Raw genomic sequence first — 22,345 nt, forward strand, 5'->3', positions numbered from 1 at the left:
GGGGTACGCCAAATGTTGCAACCAAAGCGTACAAAATTCCGCAAGCAGATGACTGGCCACAACCGTGGTCTGGCACTGCGCGGTAGCAAAGTCAGCTTCGGCGAATTCGCCCTGAAAGCTGTTGCTCGCGGTCGCCTCACCGCCCGCCAGATCGAGTCGGCACGTCGTGCTCTGACCCGTCACGTTAAACGTGGCGGCAAGATCTGGATCCGTGTGTTCCCGGACAAGCCGATCTCCAAGAAGCCTCTCGAGGTTCGTATGGGTAAAGGTAAGGGCTCCGTGGAATACTGGGTTGCCCAGATCCAGCCAGGCAAAGTCCTGTACGAGATCGAGGGTGTTTCTGAAGAGCTGGCGCGCGAAGCTTTCGCCCTGGCTGCTGCAAAGCTGCCTCTCGCCACCTCCTTTGTTAAGCGGACGGTGATGTGATGAAAGCGAATGAACTTCGTGAAAAATCGGCACAGCAGCTGAACGAGCAACTGCTCGGCTTGCTGCGCGACCAGTTCAATCTGCGCATGCAGAAAGCAACTGGCCAGTTGGGGCAGTCGCACCTGCTCTCGCAAGTTAAGCGTGACATCGCTCGCGTGAAAACTGTGCTCAACCAGCAGGCAGGTAAGTGATCATGGCTGAAGCTGAAAAAACCGTCCGTACGCTGACTGGCCGTGTCGTCAGCGACAAAATGGACAAGACCATCACCGTTCTGATCGAGCGTCGCGTAAAGCACCCGATCTACGGTAAATACGTTAAGCGTTCGACTAAGCTGCACGCGCACGACGAAACCAACCAGTGCAAGATCGGCGACAAAGTTTCGATTACCGAAACCCGTCCGCTGGCCAAGACCAAGTCCTGGGCACTGGTTGAAGTCCTCGAACGCGCTGTTGAAGTCTAAGGGCTAGGGGTCGGAGAAATTTTATGATTCAGACTCAATCCATGCTCGATGTGGCCGATAACAGCGGCGCTCGTCGCGTCATGTGCATCAAGGTACTCGGCGGTTCGCACCGTCGTTACGCTGGCATCGGTGACATCATCAAAGTAACCGTCAAGGAAGCAATTCCGCGCGGTAAGGTCAAAAAAGGCCAGGTGATGACCGCTGTTGTCGTCCGTACCCGTCACGGTGTACGTCGCGCTGACGGTTCCATCATTCGTTTCGACGGCAACGCTGCTGTTCTGCTGAACAACAAGCAAGAGCCGATCGGCACTCGCATCTTCGGGCCAGTGACCCGTGAACTTCGTACTGAGAAGTTCATGAAGATCGTCTCGCTCGCCCCTGAAGTGCTGTAAGGAGATCCGACATGCAAAAGATTCGTCGTGACGACGAGATCATCGTGATCGCCGGCAAAGACAAAGGTAAGCGCGGTAAGGTGCTGAAGGTTCTTGCTGATGACCGTCTGGTTATCGGTGGTGTGAACCTGGTCAAGCGTCATACCAAGCCTAACCCGATGGCGGGCGTTCAGGGCGGTATCGTCGAGAAAGAAGCGCCTCTGCACGCTTCCAACGTTGCCATCTTCAACGGCGAAACCAACAAGGCTGACCGCGTTGGTTTCAAAGTAGAAGACGGTAAGAAAATTCGTGTCTTCAAGTCGACCCAAAAAGCGGTTGATGCTTGAACACTGCTAGGTAGAAGACCATGGCACGACTGAAAGAGATTTACCGGAACGAAATCGCTCCCAAGCTTAAGGAAGAACTTAAGCTGTCGAACGTGATGGAAGTTCCGCGCGTTACCAAAATCACCCTGAACATGGGTCTGGGCGAAGCGATCGGCGACAAAAAAGTCATCGAGCACGCTGTTGCCGACCTGGAAAAGATCACCGGTCAAAAGCCGGTCGTGACTTTCGCTCGTAAATCCATCGCGGGCTTCAAAGTCCGTGAAGGATGGCCGATCGGCGTCAAGGTGACCCTGCGTAGCGACAAGATGTACGAATTCCTGGACCGCCTGCTGGCGATCTCCCTGCCTCGGGTTCGCGACTTCCGCGGCCTGAATGCCAAGTCCTTCGATGGCCGTGGCAACTACAGCATGGGCGTGAAAGAGCAGATCATCTTCCCGGAAATCGATTACGACAAGATCGATGCTCTGCGCGGTTTGGACATCACCCTGACCACCACTGCTCGTTCGGATGACGAAGGCCGCGCTCTGCTGCGTGCTTTCAAATTCCCGTTCCGCAACTGATTGGAGTAGGAAAATGGCCAAGAAGAGCATGAAAAACCGCGAGCTGAAGCGTCAGCTCACGGTAGCCAAGTTCGCCAAAAAGCGTGCTGAGCTGAAAGCGACCATCGTCAACCTGAACGCCTCTCCTGAAGAGCGTTTCGCTGCCGTTGTCGCTCTGCAGAAGCAGCCACGTGATGCCAGCGCTGCGCGTCTGCGCAACCGTTGCCGCCTGACCGGTCGTCCTCACGGTGTATACCGTAAGTTCGGCCTGGGCCGTAACATGCTGCGTCAAGCGGCAATGCGTGGTGACGTACCAGGTCTGGTCAAGGCCTCCTGGTAATCGCTGCAGGTGTGATCCCGGCGGAAGGGGAGCAATCTTCCGACCGCCGGTGACCTCGCCAACAAACAAGCCCCTATATGGGGCTTGTTTCGTTTCTGCCTTGTGTCTAGAATGACCGGCTCACCTGAGCCTGGGTTTTTTACCCAACCCGCTCGGGTGGTTGTGATAGCCGCAAGGCTAATAATTCTTGTATCAGGAGCATCTAGCCCATGAGTATGCAGGACCCGTTAGCGGACATGCTAACTCGCATCCGTAATGCCCAGATGGCTGAAAAGTCCGTCGTGAGCATGCCTTCCTCTACGCTGAAGGTTGCGGTTGCCAAAGTTCTGAAGGATGAAGGTTACATCGCTGGCTACCAAGTCAGTGGCGAAGCCAAGCCCTCCCTGTCGATCGAACTGAAGTACTTCGAAGGCCGTCCGGTCATCGAGGAACTGAAGCGCTCCAGCCGTCCAGGCCTGCGCCAGTACAAGGCCGTCACCGATCTGCCGAAAGTACGTGGCGGTCTGGGCGTGTCTATTGTCTCCACCAACAAAGGTGTGATGACTGATCGCGCTGCGCGCGCTGCCGGCGTCGGCGGCGAAGTTCTCTGCACAGTGTTCTAAGGGGGGATAGACATGTCTCGCGTCGCTAAGAACCCCGTTAAGCTGCCATCTGGTGTCGAAGTCAAATTCGCCGGCCAGCAGCTTTCGGTGAAGGGTGCCAAAGGCACTCTCGAACTGAACGTTCACTCGTCTGTTGAAGTTACCGAAGAGTCTGGTGAGCTGCGTTTCGTCGCTCGCAATGGTGACCAGCAAGCTCGCGCCATGGCCGGTACTACCCGCGCTCTGGTCAACAACATGGTCCAAGGCGTAAGCCAAGGCTTCGAGCGTAAGCTCCAGCTGGTCGGTGTTGGTTACAAGGCTCAGGCCAAGGGCACCGTCCTGAACCTGGCCCTGGGCTTCTCGCACCCAGTGGACTACGAACTGCCAGCCGGTATCACCGCTGAAACACCTAGCCAGACCGACATCCTGATCAAGGGTATCGACAAGCAGCTGGTAGGTCAGGTGGCCGCTGAAATCCGCGACTTCCGTCCGCCAGAGCCTTACAAAGGTAAAGGTGTGCGTTACGCGGACGAAGTAGTCCGTCGTAAAGAAGCCAAGAAGAAGTAGGGCCTAGCAAATGACCGACAAAAAAGTTACTCGACTGCGTCGCGCTCGCAAAGCACGCCTCAAGATGCACGAACTCGAAGTCGTGCGCCTGTGCGTGTTCCGCTCCTCGCAGCACATCTATGCCCAGGTCATTTCGGCCGACGGCAGCAAGGTTCTGGCAAGCGCCTCGACCTTGGACAAAGACCTGCGTGATGGCGCCACTGGCAACATCGACGCGGCCACTAAGGTTGGCAAGCTGGTAGCTGAGCGTGCGAAAGCCGCCGGTGTATCTCAAGTTGCCTTTGACCGTTCCGGCTTCAAGTACCATGGCCGCGTCAAAGCGCTGGCTGATGCTGCTCGTGAAGGCGGGCTGGAGTTCTAAGTTATGGCAAATAACGATCAAAAGCGCGACGAAGGCTACATCGAGAAGCTGGTTCAAGTTAACCGCGTTGCCAAGACCGTAAAAGGCGGCCGTATCTTCACCTTCACCGCGTTGACCGTGGTAGGTGATGGTAAAGGTCGTGTTGGCTTCGGCCGTGGCAAGTCGCGCGAAGTACCAGCCGCGATCCAGAAAGCCATGGAAGCTGCTCGTCGCAATATGATCCAGGTTGACCTGAAGGGCACTACCCTGCAGTACGCCACCAAGGCTGCCCACGGCGCCTCGAAGGTTTACATGCAGCCTGCTTCGGAAGGTACCGGTATCATCGCCGGCGGCGCAATGCGTGCTGTCCTGGAAGTTGCTGGTGTTCAGAACGTTCTGGCCAAGTGCTACGGTTCGACCAACCCAGTGAACGTGGTTTACGCCACCTTCAAGGGTCTGAAAGCCATGCAATCTCCTGAATCCATTGCTGCCAAGCGCGGCAAGAGCGTCGAGGAGATCTTCTGATCATGGCAACCGTTAAAGTAACGCTGATCAAGAGCGTCTCGGGCCGTATTCCTAACCACAAACTGTGCGTTAAGGGTCTGGGTCTGCGTCGCATCGGTCACACTGTAGAAGTCCAGGATACTCCCGAGAATCGCGGGATGATCAACAAGGCTTACTACATGCTGCGCGTCGAGGGTTAATCGATGAAACTCAATGATCTGAGTCCAGCGCCGGGTTCCCGTCGCGAAAAACATCGTCCGGGTCGTGGTATCGGTAGCGGTCTGGGTAAGACCGGCGGCCGTGGCCACAAAGGTCAGACCTCCCGTTCGGGTGGTTCGATCGCTCCGGGCTTCGAAGGCGGTCAACAGCCGCTGCACCGTCGTCTGCCGAAATTCGGCTTCGTTTCGCTGAAAGCCATGGACCGCGCAGAAGTGCGTCTGTCCGAGCTGGCCAAAGTGGAAGGCGACGTGATCTCCGTGCAATCCCTGAAGGATGCCAACGTGATCAACCAGCACATTCAGCGTGTGAAAATCATGCTGTCTGGCGAAGTTACTCGCGCAGTCACCATCAAGGGCATCGCAGCCACCAAGGGTGCGCGTGCGGCTATCGAAGCAGCTGGCGGCAAATTCGAGGAATAAATGGCTAAGCAAGGTGCTCTCTCTTCGCTCGGTAAGGGCGGGATGTCGGAACTCTGGGCTCGTCTGCGCTTTCTGTTCATGGCGATCATCGTCTATCGGATAGGTGCGCATATCCCGGTTCCAGGCATCAATCCGGACCGTTTGGCGGATCTGTTTCGGCAGAATGAGGGGACCATTCTTAGCTTGTTCAACATGTTTTCCGGTGGTGCGCTTGAGCGCATGAGCATCTTTGCACTGGGGATCATGCCGTACATTTCGGCATCGATCATCATGCAGCTGATGACGGCGGTCAGCCCGCAACTGGAGCAGTTGAAGAAGGAAGGTGAAGCTGGCCGTCGCAAGATCAGCCAGTACACCCGCTACGGCACCGTTATTCTGGCGCTGGTCCAAGCCATTGGCATGTCCATTGGCCTGGCCAACCAGGGCGTGGCGTTTTCTGCCGGTCTAGGCTTCCATGTCGTCGCGGTTTCCACGTTTGTGGCAGGCGCGATGTTCATGATGTGGCTGGGCGAGCAGATCACCGAGCGCGGTGTGGGCAACGGTATCTCGATGTTGATCTTCGCGGGTATCGTTGCCGGTCTTCCGAGAGCAATCGGGCAGTCTTTCGAGTCTGCGCGCACAGGCGATATCAACATTTTCGCCCTGGTCGCTATCGGTTTGCTGGCAGTAGCGATTATCGGTTTCGTGGTGTTCATTGAGCGTGGTCAGCGTCGTATCGCCGTTCACTACGCCAAGCGTCAGCAGGGCCGCAAGGTCTTCGCTGCGCAGACCAGCCACTTGCCGTTGAAGGTGAACATGGCAGGGGTTATCCCGGCCATTTTCGCCAGCAGCATTTTGCTGTTCCCGGCTTCGCTGGGTGCCTGGTTCGGTCAGTCCGAAGGTATGGGCTGGCTGCAGGACATCTCGCAGTCGATCGCTCCTGGTCAGCCGTTGAACATTTTGCTGTTTAGTGCAGGGATCATTTTCTTCTGCTTCTTCTACACAGCGTTGATGTTCAATCCGAAAGACGTAGCGGAAAACCTGAAGAAGTCCGGTGCCTTTATTCCGGGTATCCGTCCTGGTGAGCAGTCGGCGCGCTACATTGATGGCGTTCTGACCCGTTTGACCATGTTCGGTGCTCTATACATGATGGCCGTCTGCCTTCTGCCCCAGTTCCTGGTGGTGGCAGCAAATGTGCCGTTCTACCTTGGCGGGACCTCGTTGCTGATTGTGGTAGTGGTTGTGATGGACTTCATGTCCCAAGTACAATCGCACCTCGTTTCGCACCAGTACGAATCCCTGATGAAGAAAGCCAACCTGAAAGGCTACGGTGGCAGCGGTTTGCTGCGCTGATACGCCCCTAAGGTTCGAGGAGTCGGTAATGAAAGTTCGTGCATCGGTGAAAAAGCTGTGCCGTAACTGCAAGATCATCCGTCGCGAAGGCGTCGTACGAGTGATCTGCAGCGCGGAACCGCGTCACAAACAGCGCCAAGGCTGATTGTGATCGTCGCTTCAAACCCAGCAGCTAGTGTGCTGCTGGGTTGATTATTCGTTTCTACAGCGATATTATCTCGCGCCCTATTTCTTGGCTTCCGGGGCGTAGGTAGCTGTCAATTGGAGTCCCACTGAATGGCCCGTATTGCAGGCGTCAACATTCCAGATAACAAGCATACTGTTATCTCGCTGACCTACATCTATGGTGTCGGTCGCACAACTGCGCAGAAGATCTGTGCAGACGCTGGTGTAAACCCAGCCGCTAAGATCAAGGATCTGAGCGACGAGCAAATCGAAACCCTGCGTGGCGAAGTCGCGAAGTTCACCACCGAAGGTGACCTGCGTCGTGACATCAACATGAAGATCAAGCGCTTGATGGACCTGGGTTGCTACCGCGGCCTGCGTCATCGTAAAGGTCTGCCGGTTCGCGGTCAGCGCACCAAGACCAACGCACGCACCCGTAAGGGCCCGCGTAAGCCGATCCGCAAGTAACCGCCCAGGAATATAGACATGGCAAAACCTGCTGCTCGTCCTCGTAAGAAAGTCAAAAAGACAGTGGTTGATGGCATCGCCCACATCCACGCTTCTTTTAACAACACCATCGTGACCATCACCGACCGTCAGGGCAATGCTTTGTCCTGGGCGACCTCCGGTGGTTCGGGTTTCCGTGGTTCGCGCAAATCCACCCCGTTCGCAGCTCAGATTGCTGCTGAGCGTGCTGGTCAAGCTGCGCTGGAATACGGTCTGAAGAACCTCGACGTTAACGTCAAGGGTCCAGGTCCAGGTCGTGAGTCCGCCGTTCGTGCATTGAACAGCTGCGGCTACAAGATCGCCAGCATCACCGACGTGACGCCAATCCCGCATAACGGGTGCCGTCCGCCGAAGAAGCGTCGCGTGTAATCAGGAGACAGAAGAATGGCACGTTACATTGGTCCAAAATGCAAACTGTCTCGTCGTGAAGGCACCGATCTGTTCCTGAAGAGCGGCGTTCGCGCTCTGGAATCGAAGTGCAACATCGAAGCAGCCCCAGGTATCCACGGCCAGCGCCGTGGCCGTCAGTCCGACTACGGTACCCAGCTGCGCGAGAAACAAAAAGTCCGTCGTATCTACGGTGTTCTGGAGCGTCAGTTCCGCGGTTACTACCAAGCTGCTGCCTCGAAAAAAGGCGCAACCGGTGAGAACCTGCTGCAACTGCTCGAGTGCCGTCTGGATAACGTCGTTTACCGTATGGGCTTCGGCTCGACTCGTTCCGAGTCCCGTCAGCTGGTTTCGCACAAAGCGATCAGCGTCAACGGTAAGACTGTAAACATTCCATCCTACCAAGTTCGTCCGGGTGACGTGGTCGCGGTTCGCGAGAAGTCGCTGAGCCAGCTGCGCATTGTTCAAGCCCTTGAACTGTGCGCCCAGCGTGGCCGCGTTGAGTGGGTTGATGTGGATGCTGCTAAAAAGTCGGGCGTTTTCAAGAACGTTCCTGCTCGCAGCGACCTGTCCGCCGACATCAACGAGAACCTGATTGTCGAGCTCTACTCCAAGTAAGGGCTAGAAAATAGGTGCATCCATGCAGATTTCGGTAAATGAGTTCCTGACTCCCCGCCACATTGATGTGCAGGTAGTCAGTCCGACCCGCGCCAAGATCACGCTCGAGCCTCTCGAGCGTGGCTTCGGCCATACCCTGGGCAACGCGCTGCGCCGCATCCTGTTGTCCTCCATGCCTGGCTGTGCAGTAGTCGAGGCCGAGATCGATGGCGTACTCCATGAGTACTCCGCGATCGAAGGTGTTCAGGAAGACGTCATTGAAATCCTGTTGAACCTGAAAGGCCTGGCTATCAAACTGCACGGTCGTGACGAAGTTACGCTGACCTTGTCGAAAAAGGGTTCGGGGGTGGTTACCGCTGCCGATATTCAGCTGGATCACGATGTCGAGATCGTCAACCCCGATCACGTAATCGCGAACCTGGCGTCGAATGGCGCCCTGAACATGAAGCTCACCGTAGCTCGTGGTCGTGGTTACGAGCCGGCCGACTCCCGTCAGACCGACGAAGACGAAAGCCGTAGCATTGGCCGTCTGCAGTTGGACGCTTCGTTCAGCCCGGTGCGTCGTATCGCCTATGTGGTCGAAAACGCCCGTGTTGAACAGCGTACCAACTTGGACAAGCTGGTCATTGATCTGGAAACCAACGGCACCCTGGATCCTGAAGAGGCTATCCGCCGCGCTGCGACCATCCTGCAACAGCAGCTGGCCGCGTTCGTCGACCTTAAAGGTGACAGTGAGCCGGTTGTTGTCGAGCAGGAAGACGAGATCGATCCGATCCTGCTGCGTCCGGTTGACGACCTGGAACTGACTGTACGTTCGGCCAACTGCCTCAAGGCGGAGAACATCTACTACATCGGCGACCTGATTCAGCGTACCGAAGTAGAGCTGTTGAAGACTCCTAACCTGGGCAAGAAGTCCCTGACTGAAATCAAGGACGTCCTGGCCTCTCGTGGTCTGTCTCTCGGCATGCGCCTCGACAACTGGCCGCCTGCAAGTCTTAAGAAAGACGACAAGGCGACCGCCTGATCGTCGTAATCACCGAACGTAGTGTTTGGTAAGGAATGAATCATGCGTCATCGTAAAAGTGGACGTCACCTGAGTCGTACCAGCTCTCACCGCAAAGCTATGTTCCAGAACATGGCAGTGTCGCTGATCGAGCACGAGCTGATCAAAACCACCCTGCCGAAAGCCAAGGAACTGCGCCGCGTTGCCGAGCCGCTGATCACCCTGGCCAAGGAAGACAGCGTTGCTAACCGTCGTCTGGCCTTCGACCGTACCCGTTCGAAGTCCGCTGTTGGCAAACTGTTCAACGATCTGGGCAAGCGTTACGCCTCCCGTCAGGGCGGCTACCTGCGCATCCTGAAGTGCGGTTTCCGCGCTGGCGACAACGCGCCTATGGCGTACGTCGAGCTGGTTGATCGTCCAGTCGGTGGTGCTGTAGAAGCTGCCGAGTAAGACGTTCTGTCTGCTACAAAAAACCGGGCCTAGTGCCCGGTTTTTTGTTTCTGTACGTATTATTAATTTCTATTGATACAAGTCATGTAATGAATTTGTCCTGAAACAACCGCTCGTCAATACTCCTATCCAAGCCGATTAGCCGGCACTTCAAGACCGATAAGGAGAGCCCATGAGCAAGATTCTCACCACCGCCAGCGGTGCACCTGTAGCTGACAACCAGAATTCCCGCTCTGCCGGCCCCCGCGGCCCGCTGCTGCTCGACGATTTCCACCTGATCGAGAAGCTCGCCCACTTCAACCGCGAGAACATCCCCGAGCGTCGTGTTCACGCCAAGGGTTCGGGCGCCTATGGCACGTTTACCGTCACCCGCGACATCACCGCATACACCAGCGCCAAGTTGTTCGAGCAGGTCGGCAAACAGACTGAAACCTTCCTGCGTTTCTCCACCGTCGGTGGCGAACGGGGTTCGGCCGACACCGAGCGTGACCCGCGAGGTTTTGCGCTGAAGTTCTATACCGAGGAAGGCAACTGGGACATCGTTGGCAATAACACCCCGGTGTTCTTCATCCGTGACCCGCTCAAGTTCCCGGACTTTATCCACACCCAGAAGCGCCACCCGCAATCCAACCTGAAGAACGCCCAGATGATGTGGGACTTCTGGTCGCACTCACCCGAGGCACTGCACCAGGTCACCATCCTGTTCTCCGACCGCGGCATTCCGGACGGCTATCGTCACATGCACGGTTTCGGCAGCCACACCTACAGCCTGATCAGTGCGGCAGGCGAGCGCACCTGGGTCAAATGGCACTTCAAGACCCAGCAAGGCATCAAGAACCTCGCCCCAGCCGACGCTGCACGCCTGGCCGGCACAGACCCGGACTACGCCCAGCGCGACCTGTTCGAGGCCATCGAGCGTGGCGACTACCCGCGCTGGACAGTGTGCATTCAGGTGATGAGTGAAGCCGAGGCGGCCAGCCGCGACGAGAACCCGTTCGACGTGACCAAGACCTGGTCGCAAAAGGACTACCCATTGATCGAAGTGGGTGTGCTGGAGCTTAACCGCAACCCGCTCAACTACTTCGCCGAAGTCGAGCAGGCCGCTTTTGGCCCTAGCAACATGGTCCCTGGTGTAGGGCTGTCGCCAGACCGCATGCTGCAAGGCCGCGTGTTTGCCTACGCTGATGCGCACCGCTACCGAGTGGGTACCAACCATCAGCATCTGCCAGTCAATGCACCGCGCTGCCCAGTCAACAGCTACCAGCGTGACGGTTCTATGGCCACCGGCAGCTACGGCAGCGCGCCGAACTACGAGCCCAACAGCTACGGCGATGCGCCCAAGCAGTCCCCACGCCATGCCGAGCCTGCACTGGCCCTCAATGGTTCGGCTGATCGCTACGATCACCGCGAGGACAACGACTACTACAGCCACGCCGGTGCGTTGTTCCGCCTGATGAACGAACAGCAGAAGGCCTTGCTGATCAGTAACATCGCCGGTGCCATGGCAGGGGTGAGCGAGGATGTGATCCAGCGTCAGCTCCAGTACTTCTACAAGGCTGACGCCGCCTACGGCGAAGGCATTGCCAAGGCGTTGGGCGTGAACCTCGCTTAACTCGAAGTGATAAGAAGAACCGCCCTCATTTGGGCGGTTTTTCAATGAATATCACTACTGTTTAGCCGATTTTTTGCCTGTTATTGCGCGTTTATCCGTGACCGCGAGCAAAACCTGGTTCACACTATGTCCATTGATGTTTTCACATGGAGAAGCAGGGCGATGCAAGGTCACCCGGACGTAATCAACTACCTCGTCACGTTGCTGAAGGGCGAACTGGCAGCACGCGACCAGTACTTCATTCACTCGCGTATGTATGAAGACTGGGGCCTGTCCAAGCTCTACGAGCGCATCAACCACGAGATGGAAGAAGAGACGCAGCACGCCGATGCGCTGATGCGCCGCATCCTCATGCTCGAAGGCACGCCCGACATGCGTGCCGATGACCTCGAAGTGGGCAGCACAGTGCCGGAAATGATCGAGGCTGACCTCAAGCTCGAATACAAGGTGCGTGCCGCGCTGTGCAAAGGCATCGAGCTGTGCGAGCTGCACAAGGACTACATCAGCCGCGACATCCTGCGCGCACAGCTGGCTGACACCGAAGAAGATCACACCTACTGGCTGGAGAAGCAGCAGGGCCTGATCAAGGTGATCGGCCTGGAGAACTACCTGCAGTCGCAGATGTAAGTTATCCACAGCCCGTGAAAAAGCCCCTGGCACCTACGGTACCAGGGGCTTTTTTATGCACAGGCGGATCAGGCCCGGTCACGCTCCAACAGCGGCTTGAGGTAATGCCCGGTGTAGGACTGCTTCATCTTGGCCAGCTCTTCCGGCGTACCGCTGGCAATGATCTGCCCACCCTTGGAGCCACCCTCCGGCCCCAGGTCCACCAGCCAGTCGGCCGTCTTGATCACGTCCAGGTTGTGCTCGATCACCACCACGGTGTTGCCGTGGTCGCGCAGGCGGTGCAGCACATCGAGCAACTGCTGGATATCGGCAAAGTGCAGGCCGGTGGTCGGCTCGTCGAGGATGTACAGGGTCTTGCCGGTGTCACGCTTGGACAGCTCGCGCGACAGCTTCACCCGCTGCGCCTCACCGCCGGACAAGGTCGTCGCCGACTGCCCCAGCTTGATGTATGACAGGCCCACGTCCATCAGCGTTTGCAGCTTGCGCGCCAGCGCCGGCACCGCATCGAAGAACTCGCGGGCATCCTCGATGGTCATTTCCAGCACCTCGTGGATGTTCTTGCCCTTGTACTTGATCTCCAGGGTTTCGCGGTTGTAGCGCTTGCTCTTGCACACATCGCACGGCACGTAGATGTCCGGCAGGAAGTGCATCTCGACCTTGATCAGGCCGTCGCCCTGGCAGGCTTCGCACCGGCCCCCTTTGACGTTGAACGAGAAGCGACCGGGGCCATAGCCGCGCGAGCGCGACTCGGGCACGCCCGAGAACAGTTCGCGGATAGGCGTGAAGATACCGGTGTAGGTTGCCGGGTTGGAGCGCGGTGTGCGGCCAATCGGGCTCTGGTCGATATCGACTACCTTGTCCAGGTGCTGCATGCCGTCCATGCTGCTGTGCGGCGCGGCTTCCAGGCTGCTGGCACCGTTCAGCGCGGTCGCTGCGAGCGGGTACAAGGTGTTGTTGATCAGCGTCGACTTGCCCGAACCCGATACCCCTGTCACGCAGGTCAGCAGGCCGATCGGGATTTCCAGGTCGACGTTCTGCAGGTTGTTGCCGCGGGCACCCTTGAGTTTCAGCGAGAGCTTCTTGTCGCGCGGTGTGCGTTTGGCTGGCACGGCGATCTTCTTGCGCCCGGACAGGTATTTGCCGGTCAGCGAGTCAGGGTGCGCCATGACCTCTTCAGGCGTGCCCTCGGCGACGATCTGGCCGCCATGCACCCCGGCCCCCGGGCCGATGTCCACCACGTAGTCAGCCAGGCGGATAGCGTCCTCGTCGTGCTCCACCACGATCACCGTGTTGCCAAGGTCGCGCAGGTGGTTGAGGGTGGCCAGCAGGCGGTCGTTGTCGCGTTGATGAAGACCGATGGACGGTTCGTCGAGGATGTACATCACCCCGACCAGGCCCGCGCCGATCTGGCTGGCAAGGCGGATACGCTGGGCTTCACCGCCCGACAGGGTGTCGGCGCTGCGGTCCAGTGTCAGGTAGTCCAGGCCGACGTTGACCAGAAATTGCAGGCGCTCGCAGATTTCCTTGAGGATCTTCGAAGCAATTTCGCCTCGGCGCCCGGTCAGGGTCAGCTCGCCGAAGTAGTTGCTGGCTTCACCGATGGGCAGGTTGGTAACTGCCGGCAGGGTTTTCTCGCCAACCCACACGTGGCGGGCCTCGCGCCGCAGGCGGGTACCGCGGCAGTCGGGGCAGGGCTGGGTGCCGAGCAGCTTGGCCAGCTCTTCACGCACCGTGGCCGACTCGGTTTCGCGGTAGCGCCGCTCCAGGTTCGGCACGATGCCTTCGAACGGGTGCGAGCGCTTGACGATGTCGCCCCGGTCGTTGAGGTACTTGAAGTCCACGCTCTGCTTGCCGCTGCCTTGCAGGATCACCTTCTGGTGCTCGGCCGACAGCTCGCCGAACGGCGCCTCCAGGCTGAACCCGTAATGCGCGGACAGCGAGCCGAGCATCTGGAAGTAATAGACGTTGCGCCGGTCCCAGCCACGTATCGCGCCCTCGGCCAAGGTCAGCTCGGTATTGACCAGGCGCTTGGTGTCGAAGAACTGCTTGACCCCCAGGCCGTCACAGGTCGGGCAGGCACCGGCCGGGTTGTTGAACGAGAACAGCTTGGGTTCCAGCTCGCTGATCGCATGGCCGCAGACCGGGCAGGCGAAGCGGGCGGAGAAGATCATCTCTTCGCCTTCCTCATCGTCCATCGGCGCCACCAGCGCGATGCCGTCGGCCAGCTTGAGCGCAGTCTCGAACGACTCGGCCAGGCGCTGCTGCAGGTCGGCGCGGACCTTGAAGCGGTCTACCACCACATCGATGCTGTGCTTCTTCTGCTTGTCCAGCTTGGGCAGTTCATCGAGCTCGTAGAGCTTGCCGTTGACCCGTGCGCGGACGAAGCCTTGGGCGCGCAGCTCGTCGAACACCGCCAGGTGCTCGCCCTTGCGCTCGCGGATTACCGGGGCCAGCAGCATCAGCTTGCTGCCTTCTGGGCGCTCCAGTACCAGGTCGACCATCTGGCTGATGGTCTGCGCTTCCAGCGGGATGTCGTGGTCCGGGCAGCGCGGGGTGCCGACGCGGGCATAAAGCAGGCGCAGGTAGTCGTAGATCTCGGTGATCGTGCCCACGGTAGAGCGCGGGTTGTGCGACGTCGACTTCTGCTCGATGGAGATGGCCGGGGAGAGCCCTTCAATGGTGTCGACGTCGGGCTTTTCCATCATCGACAGGAACTGCCGGGCATAGGCCGACAGGGATTCGACATAGCGGCGCTGGCCTTCGGCGTACAGCGTGTCGAACGCCAGTGAGGACTTGCCGGATCCGGACAGGCCGGTGATCACGATCAGCTTGTCCCGCGGCAGGGTCAGGTCGATGTTCTTCAGGTTGTGGGTACGTGCCCCACGAATCAGGATCTTGTCCACTGCGGCCTCGCTCGGCGGGCATAAACAAGGAAGTATACGGCGCGCTGCCATTACGCGGCAAAGCGTCGCGTATATGCCGTCTAGCTGTCGGACTGATAGAATCGCCGCCGGTTCACACGAGGTTAATCCATGCACGACACCCACAACGAGCGCATGAGTGGCAGCGAAACCCGCGCCGCAAGCGGCCTGGCCCTGGTCTTTGCCTTTCGTATGCTGGGCATGTTCATGGTCTTGCCGGTGCTGGCCACCTACGGCATGGACCTGGCTGGCGCCACGCCCGCGCTGATCGGCCTGGCCATTGGCGCCTATGGCCTGACCCAGGCGGTACTGCAGATCCCGTTCGGCATGGTGTCCGACCGCATCGGGCGGCGTCCGGTGATCTACCTGGGGCTGGTGATCTTCGCCCTGGGCAGCATTTTGGCGGCCCAGGCCGACTCTATCTGGGGCGTGATCGCCGGGCGCATTCTGCAGGGCGCGGGGGCGATTTCTGCGGCGGTCATGGCGCTGCTGTCCGACCTTACCCGCGAGCAACACCGCACCAAGGCCATGGCCATGATCGGCATGAGCATCGGCCTGTCATTCGCCGTCGCCATGGTCGTCGGGCCACTGTTGACCAGTGCCTTCGGCTTGTCAGGATTGTTCCTTGCCACGGCGGGGCTTGCCTTGGTCGGTATCCTGCTGATTGCCTTCGTCGTGCCCAATTCCCACAGCACCCTGCAGCACCGCGAGTCGGGTGTCGCGCGCCAGGCACTCGGCCCGACCCTGCGCCATGCGGACCTTCTGCGCCTGGACGTCGGTATCTTCATCCTGCATGCCATCCTCATGGCCAGCTTCGTCGCCCTGCCTCTTGCCTTCGTCGAACGGGGCGGCCTGCCGAAGGAAGAACACTGGTGGGTGTACCTGACCGCGCTGTTCATCTCATTTTTTGCAATGGTGCCGTTCATCATCTACGGCGAGAAGAAGCGCAAGATGAAACGCGTGCTGGCCGGAGCGGTCAGTGTGTTGCTGCTGGTGGAGGTGTTCTTCTGGCAGTGGGCTGACAACTTGCGCGGACTGGTGATTGGCACCGTGGTATTCTTTACTGCATTCAACCTGCTGGAAGCCTCGCTGCCTTCGCTGGTGAGCAAGGTGTCGCCTGCGGGTGGCAAGGGAACGGCGATGGGGGTGTATTCCACCAGTCAGTTCCTGGGTGCCGCCCTAGGCGGAATCCTCGGTGGCTGGTTGTTCCAGCACGGTGGGCTGAACATGGTGTTTCTGGGTTGTGCGGCGCTGTGTGCCGTGTGGCTGGTCGTTGCCTTGCGCATGAACGAGCCGCCGTATGTGACCAGCCTGCGCATGCCGTTGACGCCCGAGGCAGTCCGGGAAGCCGGGTTGACCGAACGCCTGATGGCCGTGCCGGGTGTAACCGACGCCGTTGTGGTGGAAGAAGAAGCCGCCATCTATATCAAACTGGATACGAAAATTTTGGACCGTACGACCCTCGAGCGTCTGGTGAACCCAGCCTCTTCGGCGTGCGAAGCCTAGGAGAACGTTATGGCCCGTGGGGTTAACAAAGTCATTCTGGTCGGCACCTGTGGCCAGGATCCCGAAGTCCGCTACCTGCCCAACGGTAACGCCGTGACCAACCTGAGCCTGGCTACCAGCGAGCAGTGGACCGACAAGCAGTCGGGCCAGAAGGTCGAGCGTACCGAGTGGCACCGTGTGTCGATGTTCGGCAAGGTTGCCGAAATCGCCGGCGAATACCTGCGCAAGGGTTCGCAGGTGTACATCGAAGGCAAGCTGCAGACCCGTGAGTGGGAAAAAGACGGCATCAAGCGCTACACCACCGAAATCATCGTCGACATGCAGGGCACCATGCAGCTGCTGGGCGGCCGTCCGCAGAACCAGCAAGGTGGCGGCGACCAGTACAACCAGGGTGGTGGTAACAACTACAACCAGGGCGGCCAGCAGCAACAGTACAACCAGGCGCCGCCACGTCAGCAGGCCCAACGCCCGCAGCAGGCGCCACAGCGTCCTGCACCGCAGCAGCCAGCGCCGCAGCCGGCCGCTGACTTTGACAGCTTTGATGACGATATTCCGTTCTGATCAGAGCGGTTAGGCGTCGCGCTACATCGAAAGCCCAGGGCATTTGCCCTGGGTTTTTTTATGTGCGAGGAAACTTCACGGGCGCAAATGAAAGGTAAGCCTCGAGAGTCAGGCATCGCCATCCAGCGCTGCCTGGGCAAACTGCACATCCAGCTCCGGCGTAGCCCCGCTGATACCGATGCCGCCGATATGCTGGCCATTCGCATCCATGATTGGCAGGCCACCCCCCAGTAGTGTGAAGCCAGGCAGTGACGCATAGGGATTCGCTGGCAGGGCAGCACTGCGCTCTGCAAGTGTTCTGGAGGCAAGCGGGAAACGGGCGGAAGTCGCGGCCTTGAGCTTTGCGACCTGGATGCTGCCGCTGCTGGTGCCGTCCATGCGGTGGAAGTGCTTGAGGTTGCCATGGTTGTCGACAATGCTGATGACGATGGCAAAGCCCTCGGCCTGGGCAGCGCGTTCGGCGGCTGAGGCCATTGCCCGGGCGGCTTCGGCAGTGATCGAGGCGGAGGGAGGCGGGGCGGCTGTCAGGGGATCAGCCAGCGAGGGTGCCGCCAGCAACAGCGAGCACATGAGGAGACTGGCACGGCCGTAATAGGTTTTCATGCAAGCATTACCCTTAGGATTTTTCGGGCAACCTAGCAGGCGACTGGCGTTTGTTGATGTAGTCCGTTTCTGAAACTGATGTCGGCCTGTCCCAAAAGGACGGCAGCGAGCCGTCCAGGGTCATTCGCCTAGTAGAAAAGCCGCGGCTCCGGCGAATCCAGCAGGCTGACCAGCTTGGTCAGGGCAAAGCCCAGTTCCGAACGGCTCGGCGTCATCAGGGCGATACGCACGCCACAGGTGGCAGCGCTGCGTTCAGGCAGGAACTGGCTGCCGCTGACCACGGTGACGCCATTGTTGCGCGCCAGGTTGGCAAATTCGTCGCTGGTCCAGGGCTCGGGCAGTTCCAGCCAGATATGAAAACTGTAGGGCTGGCTGCGGATCTTGTACTTGCCGAGGATTTCACGGGCCATCTGCTGGCGCGTGGCCGCTTCGTCCTGCTGCACCTGCACCAGTTGCTCGGCCATGCCGCTGTTGATCAGGTTGCTGGCCAGTTGTGCCATCAACGGCGATGGCATCCACACGCTGCTGCGCACCATCGACGACAGCCGCGACAGGGTTTGCGGCGGGGCATACAGGTAGCCGATACGCAGCGCTGGCAGCACGCTCTTGGACAAGCTGGTCAGGTATACCGAGCGTTCGGGTGCATAGGCGGCCAAGGGCTTGTAGCCAGGTGCTGGCTCCAGGAAGCCGTAGATATCGTCATCGACGATGAACAGGTCGAACTCGCGGGCAATGGCGGCGATGGCTTCGCGGCGCGCGTGGGGCATGATCGAGTTGGTCGGGTTCTGGTGGGTGGTGACGCACACCAGCAGGGAAGGGCGGTGCTCCATGCACGCTGTGCGCAAGGCCTCGGGAATCAGGCCGTGTTCGTCCATGGCCACACCGCGCAGGCGGCGCCCCATGCTATGGGCCAGCGAAATGATGCCTGGGTAGCAGAACGACTCGCACAGTATGACGTCGTCGCCTTTGGACAGGCTGCTGATGGCCACCAGCAGGCCATGCTGGGCACCCGAGGTCAGCACTACCTGCTGCCAGTTGGCTTCAGGCATCCAGCGCTGGATCCAGGCCGCACCGGCCTGCTTGTGCGTCGCATGGCCACCCTCGGTGACGTAATCGAGCACCTGGGCCAGGTCGGGTGACGCGGCCAGTTCGTTTATTGCCCCGCGCAGCCAGTCGGTCATGTGCGCGTCATTGGGCTTGATGATCGAAAGGTCGATCTGCCCGCTCTCGCGTTCGGCTGGCGGCATCAAGGGGCGTGCTGCCGGGGCCTGCGCCTGGCGTTGCTGCAGCACGAAGGTGCCGCGCCCCACCTCGCCCACCACCAGGCCACGTTTGGCCGCTTCGTCATAGGCTCGGCCGATGGTGCCAGGCGTCACGTTCAGTGATTCGGCCAGGTCCTTGAGTGTCGGCAAGCGTTCGCCAGCGGTCAGCCGGCCGCTACCGATGTCCTGTTCAAGGGCGTCGGCGATCATCAGATAGACCGGCTGTGCCAGGTCGCTGTAGTGAGGAACCCACATGGAAATGGCACCAGAAGCTGCAAGAACGCGAAAGCCTAGCACGAAAGGTCTGATAGGAGTAATTGTGTTTTTGTCTAGGTAAATTGCACCGATTGAGGTGGTTTCGCTAAACAAAAACGGAGGAAGGGGCGAATCGCGTTCCGGCTGTACTCGGCACCAGGCACGCGTGTCTACGGCGGTTTTTCCAGAAATCTTTTGAAATCAATGAGTTGATTGAATCGATTCAATCGGTGTTCTTTGTTGATGATGAAATAAATTGAGTCGATTCTATTTTTGTAATTACAATGATTGAGTCGATGCAATTGACGGGTGCCCTTTCTGCCTCCGCCACCCCCATCGCACAGCTGTGAACGGCTTCAAAAAAAAGACAATGTCTGCCGCCTCTGCCCGGCTTAGCACGACACCGAATGGCCACAAGCTAGCTCAATGGACTAACACTCGAAATGGAAAGCGCACACCTGCAACAAGCAGCCGAGCCTCAGACTTCACTGGAGATTCGCCTGCCTTGGGTGACTTCAAGTGCCTGGCAAACCGTACTGAACAATACCCCCCTCGATTTCGAAACCAGCAAAGAGCTCTATCCGCAGCTCAAGGACCAGGCACAGGAGGTGCTGGGCAAAGCACTCTGCCAACAGATTCGTGGCTTCGTCGAAGACCCGCAGCTGACCTGCATGATCGTGCGCAACTGCCCACGCGACCGCGACGTCCCCCCTACGCCGTACTCCGGGGTACTCAGCCCGCGCAGCACGCCGATAGCCTGCCTGGTCAGCCTGACCATGCAGAGCCTGATGGGGATCAACCCGATCGTTTATGAAGGGGAGAACGACGGGCGCCTGTTCCGCCATGTCATCCCGGCGCGTACCTCGTCCAGCCACAAAAGCTCCCACGGCTCGCGGCTGCGCTTTTCCTACCACGTCGACAACCCCGACTTGCCGTTGTCGTCCGAGCCACTGGGCAGCGCTTCGTGCTGCCCGGAGTACCTGTCGTTCTTCGGCATGCGCTGTGACCCGCGTATCAGCACAACCCTGGTCAACCTCGATGCCGTAGTGGCGGCGCTGCCCGCGGCCAGCGTGCGCGAGCTTTGCCAGCCACAGTTCGAAATTCGCCGCCCCGACTCGTTCACCGCCAATCGGCGCTGCACCGCGGAGCTGCCCGTGCTGGCACGTGGCAACGCGGGGGAGTGGTTGTGCCGTTTCGACAGCGAAAACACCCACGGGCTGAACCTGCGTGCCGAGCAAGCCCTGGCCAGCCTGCGCGGCGTGCTGGAAACCCGCCGCTTCGATGAGCCGCACCTGCTGCTGCCGGGTGACTTCATGGTGTTCAAGAACCAGCGCGTATTGCATGCCCGTGATGGCTTCGAGCCGCAAAACGACGGTGCCGACCGCTGGCTGATGCGCCTGTTCGCAGTCAACGACCTGAACCGTGTGCATTTCACCCGCGCCGATCACCTCTACGAAGTGCGCTCCTGATCTCACTCAACCACTCGATGGAAGTAATGCTATGGAACTGTTAGGCGCTTTCTGGGCGGAACACTGGCTGCTGGCGATCCTGATGCTGGGGGCGATCGCGTTCATTGCCGGCTTCGTCGACAGCATTGCCGGCGGTGGCGGGCTGTTTCTGGTCCCTGGGTTTTTGCTGGTGGGCATGCCGCCGCAAGTGGCCCTGGGGCAAGAAAAACTGGTCAGCACCCTGGGCACGCTGGCGGCCATTCGCAACTTTCTGGCCAACAGCAAGATGGTCTGGAAGGTGGCGCTGGTCGGCGTGCCGTTCTCGTTGCTCGGGGCCTACCTGGGGGCGCACCTGATTGTGTCGATCTCCCAGGAGACCGTGGGCAAGATCATCCTGGCGCTGATCCCGGTCGGCATCCTGATTTTCCTCACCCCTAAGGACCGCCCGGTCGAGGAACGCGAGCTGTCACCGCGGGTGCTGTACACCGTGGTGCCATTGACCTGCCTGACCATCGGCTTTTATGACGGTTTCTTCGGCCCCGGCACCGGCAGCATGTTCATCATCGCCTTCCACTACCTGCTGCGCATGGACCTGGTGTCCAGCTCGGCCAACTCCAAGACCTTCAACTTCGCGTCCAACATCGGCGCGCTGGTGGCGTTCATCATGGCCGGCAAGGTTGTGTACCTGCTGGCCCTGCCACTGGTGGCTTGCAACATCCTCGGCAACCACATGGGCAGTGCCCTGGCCTTGCGCAAAGGCAATGACGTGGTGCGCAAGGTGTTGGTGTTCTCGATGCTGTGCCTGTTCACCAGCCTGGGCGTGAAGTACCTGGTCTGACTTACCCAACCGGAGATAACTGATGAAAACCGCATTCGTAACCGGCGCCTCCTCGGGGTTTGGCCGTGCCATCTGTCGTACCTTGGTTGCCAAGGGCTACCGCGTGATCGGTGGCGCCCGGCGCATGGATAAACTGCAGGCATTGGAGGGTGAATTGGGGGTCAATTTCATCCCGCTGGCCCTGGATGTCACCGACCCGGTGTCGCTTGAAGCGGCAGTCGAACAGATCCGTGATGCGTCGCTGCAGATCGACCTGCTGGTGAACAACGCCGGGCTGGCGCTGGGCGTCGATCGCGCCCAGGCCAGCAGCGCCGAAAACTGGCAGCGGATGATCGACACCAATGTCACCGGGCTGGCCATGGTCACCCACAAGATCCTGCCGCAGATGGTGGCGGCGGACAGCGGGATGATTATCAACATCGGCTCCATTGCCGGCACTTACCCCTACCCAGGCGGCAACGTGTATGGCGCCAGCAAGGCATTCGTTCGCCAGTTCAGCCTCAATCTGCGTGCCGACCTGGCCGGTACGTGTGTTCGGGTGAGCAACATTGAACCGGGCCTGTGCTCGGGTACCGATTTTTCGCTGGTGCGCCTGAAGGGCGATGTGGAGGCCGTGCAGGCTCTGTACCGTGATGTGGAGGCGATTCTGCCGGAGGATATCGCGGCCACGGTGGCCTGGATTGCGGACCAGCCCGCGCATGTGAATATCAATACCATCGAGATCATGCCGGTGGCGCAGAGCAGTGCGGCGCTTAATGTGGTGCGCGATCTGCCTAGGCCGTTGGGCGCTGCTTGATTGCCCCGTTATCGTTTGGGCCAACTGGCGCCCTGACGGCTGATGGCCTCTTTGCGGGATCTTGTGGGGTTTACCGCGAAGAGGCCAGTGAGATCAATGCAACCTCCTAAGTGGCTGGAACCTGTAGCATTTGGTTTCAGGTTCAGAAATGTCTTACGGCGGATGGGTTTGTTGGCTGTGAGGTGCATGTCGGGAGAAAAGGGTGGGCACGGGGTGTTCGCCACAACAGCTTCAGCGCCTATGAGATCGAGCGCCGCCCGCGCGGCGCTTCGCGGGGCAAGCCCGCTCCCACATCTGTTTCGGGCCAGTTATGCCTGATGCATTGGCGCGCGGCCCTTTGG

General features: G+C 59.3%; 30 protein-coding genes. 27 read left to right on the forward strand and 3 right to left on the reverse strand.

What is annotated here, in order from left to right; translation table 11 throughout:
* The first annotated feature begins 12 nt into the window (after positions 1–12).
* From rplP to bfr, 22 genes are all read left to right on the forward strand, one after another.
* Positions 13–426 (forward strand): 50S ribosomal protein L16, encoded by a 414-nt coding sequence (gene rplP, locus LJX93_RS02415; protein WP_003255479.1) that lies wholly within the window; start codon positions 13–15, stop codon positions 424–426.
* Entirely contained in the window at positions 426–617 is a 192-nt protein-coding gene (gene rpmC, locus LJX93_RS02420; RefSeq protein WP_002555481.1) for a 50S ribosomal protein L29, read from the forward strand. The genes rplP and rpmC overlap by 1 nt, the downstream gene beginning before the upstream one ends.
* Before the next feature lie 2 nt (positions 618–619).
* Positions 620–886 (forward strand): 30S ribosomal protein S17, encoded by a 267-nt coding sequence (gene rpsQ, locus LJX93_RS02425; RefSeq protein WP_023534981.1) that lies wholly within the window; start codon positions 620–622, stop codon positions 884–886.
* Positions 887–909: 23 nt separating this feature from the next.
* On the forward strand, positions 910–1,278 hold the full coding sequence (rplN, locus tag LJX93_RS02430; protein ID WP_002555479.1) for a 50S ribosomal protein L14: 369 nt from the start codon (positions 910–912) through the stop codon (positions 1,276–1,278).
* Between the two features lie 11 nt (positions 1,279–1,289).
* The gene (gene rplX / locus LJX93_RS02435; RefSeq protein WP_003255476.1) at positions 1,290–1,604 is read left to right on the forward strand and encodes a 50S ribosomal protein L24; all 315 of its coding nucleotides are present in this window, start codon (positions 1,290–1,292) and stop codon (positions 1,602–1,604) included.
* A gap of 20 nt (positions 1,605–1,624) precedes the next feature.
* Positions 1,625–2,164, forward strand: coding sequence for a 50S ribosomal protein L5 (rplE, locus tag LJX93_RS02440; RefSeq protein WP_003255474.1), 540 nt, complete (start codon positions 1,625–1,627; stop codon positions 2,162–2,164).
* A 13-nt stretch (positions 2,165–2,177) separates the two neighbouring features.
* Positions 2,178–2,483 (forward strand): 30S ribosomal protein S14, encoded by a 306-nt coding sequence (rpsN, locus tag LJX93_RS02445; RefSeq protein ID WP_012316516.1) that lies wholly within the window; start codon positions 2,178–2,180, stop codon positions 2,481–2,483.
* Between the two features lie 209 nt (positions 2,484–2,692).
* Entirely contained in the window at positions 2,693–3,085 is a 393-nt protein-coding gene (gene rpsH / locus LJX93_RS02450; RefSeq protein ID WP_027594873.1) for a 30S ribosomal protein S8, read from the forward strand.
* 12 nt (positions 3,086–3,097) lie between these two features.
* Entirely contained in the window at positions 3,098–3,631 is a 534-nt protein-coding gene (gene rplF / locus LJX93_RS02455; RefSeq protein WP_003255469.1) for a 50S ribosomal protein L6, read from the forward strand.
* Between the two features lie 10 nt (positions 3,632–3,641).
* The gene (rplR, locus tag LJX93_RS02460) at positions 3,642–3,992 is read left to right on the forward strand and encodes a 50S ribosomal protein L18 (RefSeq protein ID WP_008089801.1); all 351 of its coding nucleotides are present in this window, start codon (positions 3,642–3,644) and stop codon (positions 3,990–3,992) included.
* Positions 3,993–3,995: 3 nt separating this feature from the next.
* Positions 3,996–4,496, forward strand: a complete 501-nt coding sequence (gene rpsE / locus LJX93_RS02465; RefSeq protein ID WP_003255465.1) for a 30S ribosomal protein S5 — start codon at positions 3,996–3,998, stop codon at positions 4,494–4,496.
* Positions 4,497–4,498: 2 nt separating this feature from the next.
* Positions 4,499–4,675, forward strand: a complete 177-nt coding sequence (gene rpmD, locus LJX93_RS02470) for a 50S ribosomal protein L30 (RefSeq protein WP_008089798.1) — start codon at positions 4,499–4,501, stop codon at positions 4,673–4,675.
* Between the two features lie 3 nt (positions 4,676–4,678).
* Complete coding sequence (gene rplO / locus LJX93_RS02475) at positions 4,679–5,113, forward strand: 50S ribosomal protein L15 (RefSeq protein WP_003255461.1); 435 nt, start codon at positions 4,679–4,681, stop codon at positions 5,111–5,113.
* Entirely contained in the window at positions 5,114–6,445 is a 1,332-nt protein-coding gene (gene secY / locus LJX93_RS02480) for a preprotein translocase subunit SecY (RefSeq protein WP_003255459.1), read from the forward strand.
* A gap of 28 nt (positions 6,446–6,473) precedes the next feature.
* Positions 6,474–6,590, forward strand: a complete 117-nt coding sequence (gene rpmJ / locus LJX93_RS02485) for a 50S ribosomal protein L36 (protein WP_002555468.1) — start codon at positions 6,474–6,476, stop codon at positions 6,588–6,590.
* 131 nt (positions 6,591–6,721) lie between these two features.
* Positions 6,722–7,078 carry a 30S ribosomal protein S13 gene (gene rpsM, locus LJX93_RS02490; protein WP_003255457.1) on the forward strand — a complete coding sequence of 119 codons (357 nt, stop codon included), beginning with the start codon at positions 6,722–6,724 and terminating at the stop codon, positions 7,076–7,078.
* Between the two features lie 18 nt (positions 7,079–7,096).
* Positions 7,097–7,486 (forward strand): 30S ribosomal protein S11, encoded by a 390-nt coding sequence (rpsK, locus tag LJX93_RS02495; protein WP_003255454.1) that lies wholly within the window; start codon positions 7,097–7,099, stop codon positions 7,484–7,486.
* Positions 7,487–7,501: 15 nt separating this feature from the next.
* Positions 7,502–8,122, forward strand: a complete 621-nt coding sequence (gene rpsD, locus LJX93_RS02500; RefSeq protein ID WP_009681977.1) for a 30S ribosomal protein S4 — start codon at positions 7,502–7,504, stop codon at positions 8,120–8,122.
* 22 nt (positions 8,123–8,144) lie between these two features.
* Positions 8,145–9,146, forward strand: a complete 1,002-nt coding sequence (locus LJX93_RS02505; RefSeq protein ID WP_003255452.1) for a DNA-directed RNA polymerase subunit alpha — start codon at positions 8,145–8,147, stop codon at positions 9,144–9,146.
* A 42-nt stretch (positions 9,147–9,188) separates the two neighbouring features.
* The gene (gene rplQ / locus LJX93_RS02510) at positions 9,189–9,575 is read left to right on the forward strand and encodes a 50S ribosomal protein L17 (RefSeq protein ID WP_033703488.1); all 387 of its coding nucleotides are present in this window, start codon (positions 9,189–9,191) and stop codon (positions 9,573–9,575) included.
* 172 nt (positions 9,576–9,747) lie between these two features.
* Entirely contained in the window at positions 9,748–11,187 is a 1,440-nt protein-coding gene (locus LJX93_RS02515) for a catalase (protein WP_227696717.1), read from the forward strand.
* A gap of 162 nt (positions 11,188–11,349) precedes the next feature.
* Positions 11,350–11,814, forward strand: coding sequence for a bacterioferritin (gene bfr, locus LJX93_RS02520; RefSeq protein WP_008089766.1), 465 nt, complete (start codon positions 11,350–11,352; stop codon positions 11,812–11,814).
* A 68-nt stretch (positions 11,815–11,882) separates the two neighbouring features.
* Here bfr and uvrA read toward each other — a convergent pair whose 3' ends face one another.
* On the reverse strand, positions 11,883–14,717 hold the full coding sequence (uvrA, locus tag LJX93_RS02525; protein ID WP_033703485.1) for an excinuclease ABC subunit UvrA: 2,835 nt from the start codon (positions 14,715–14,717) through the stop codon (positions 11,883–11,885).
* Positions 14,718–14,846: 129 nt separating this feature from the next.
* Between uvrA and LJX93_RS02530 the strand changes: the two genes are divergently transcribed.
* Positions 14,847–16,241, forward strand: coding sequence for an MFS transporter (locus LJX93_RS02530; protein ID WP_033703484.1), 1,395 nt, complete (start codon positions 14,847–14,849; stop codon positions 16,239–16,241).
* Between the two features lie 9 nt (positions 16,242–16,250).
* A complete protein-coding gene (locus LJX93_RS02535; RefSeq protein ID WP_033703483.1) occupies positions 16,251–16,802 on the forward strand; it encodes a single-stranded DNA-binding protein in 552 nt (183 codons plus the stop codon).
* A 108-nt stretch (positions 16,803–16,910) separates the two neighbouring features.
* Here LJX93_RS02535 and LJX93_RS02540 read toward each other — a convergent pair whose 3' ends face one another.
* Both LJX93_RS02540 and LJX93_RS02545 read right to left on the reverse strand, forming a co-directional pair.
* Positions 16,911–17,405 (reverse strand): GlcG/HbpS family heme-binding protein, encoded by a 495-nt coding sequence (locus tag LJX93_RS02540; protein WP_077068794.1) that lies wholly within the window; start codon positions 17,403–17,405, stop codon positions 16,911–16,913.
* Positions 17,406–17,533: 128 nt separating this feature from the next.
* Positions 17,534–18,922, reverse strand: coding sequence for a PLP-dependent aminotransferase family protein (locus tag LJX93_RS02545; protein ID WP_033703482.1), 1,389 nt, complete (start codon positions 18,920–18,922; stop codon positions 17,534–17,536).
* Between the two features lie 443 nt (positions 18,923–19,365).
* Between LJX93_RS02545 and LJX93_RS02550 the strand changes: the two genes are divergently transcribed.
* Genes LJX93_RS02550 through LJX93_RS02560 form a run of 3 tightly spaced genes read left to right on the forward strand, consistent with a single transcriptional unit; the run spans position 19,366 to position 22,004 of the window.
* The gene (locus tag LJX93_RS02550) at positions 19,366–20,391 is read left to right on the forward strand and encodes a TauD/TfdA family dioxygenase (RefSeq protein WP_033703480.1); all 1,026 of its coding nucleotides are present in this window, start codon (positions 19,366–19,368) and stop codon (positions 20,389–20,391) included.
* A 31-nt stretch (positions 20,392–20,422) separates the two neighbouring features.
* A complete protein-coding gene (locus LJX93_RS02555; RefSeq protein WP_033703479.1) occupies positions 20,423–21,208 on the forward strand; it encodes a sulfite exporter TauE/SafE family protein in 786 nt (261 codons plus the stop codon).
* A gap of 22 nt (positions 21,209–21,230) precedes the next feature.
* Positions 21,231–22,004: an SDR family NAD(P)-dependent oxidoreductase gene (locus LJX93_RS02560; protein ID WP_033703478.1), complete on the forward strand. Its 774-nt coding sequence runs from the start codon at positions 21,231–21,233 to the stop codon at positions 22,002–22,004.
* Positions 22,005–22,345 lie beyond the last annotated feature (341 nt).

It is taken from the genome of Pseudomonas sp. HN2-3 (assembly GCF_020691745.1).
Classification (GTDB): Bacteria; Pseudomonadota; Gammaproteobacteria; order Pseudomonadales; family Pseudomonadaceae; genus Aquipseudomonas; species Aquipseudomonas capeferrum.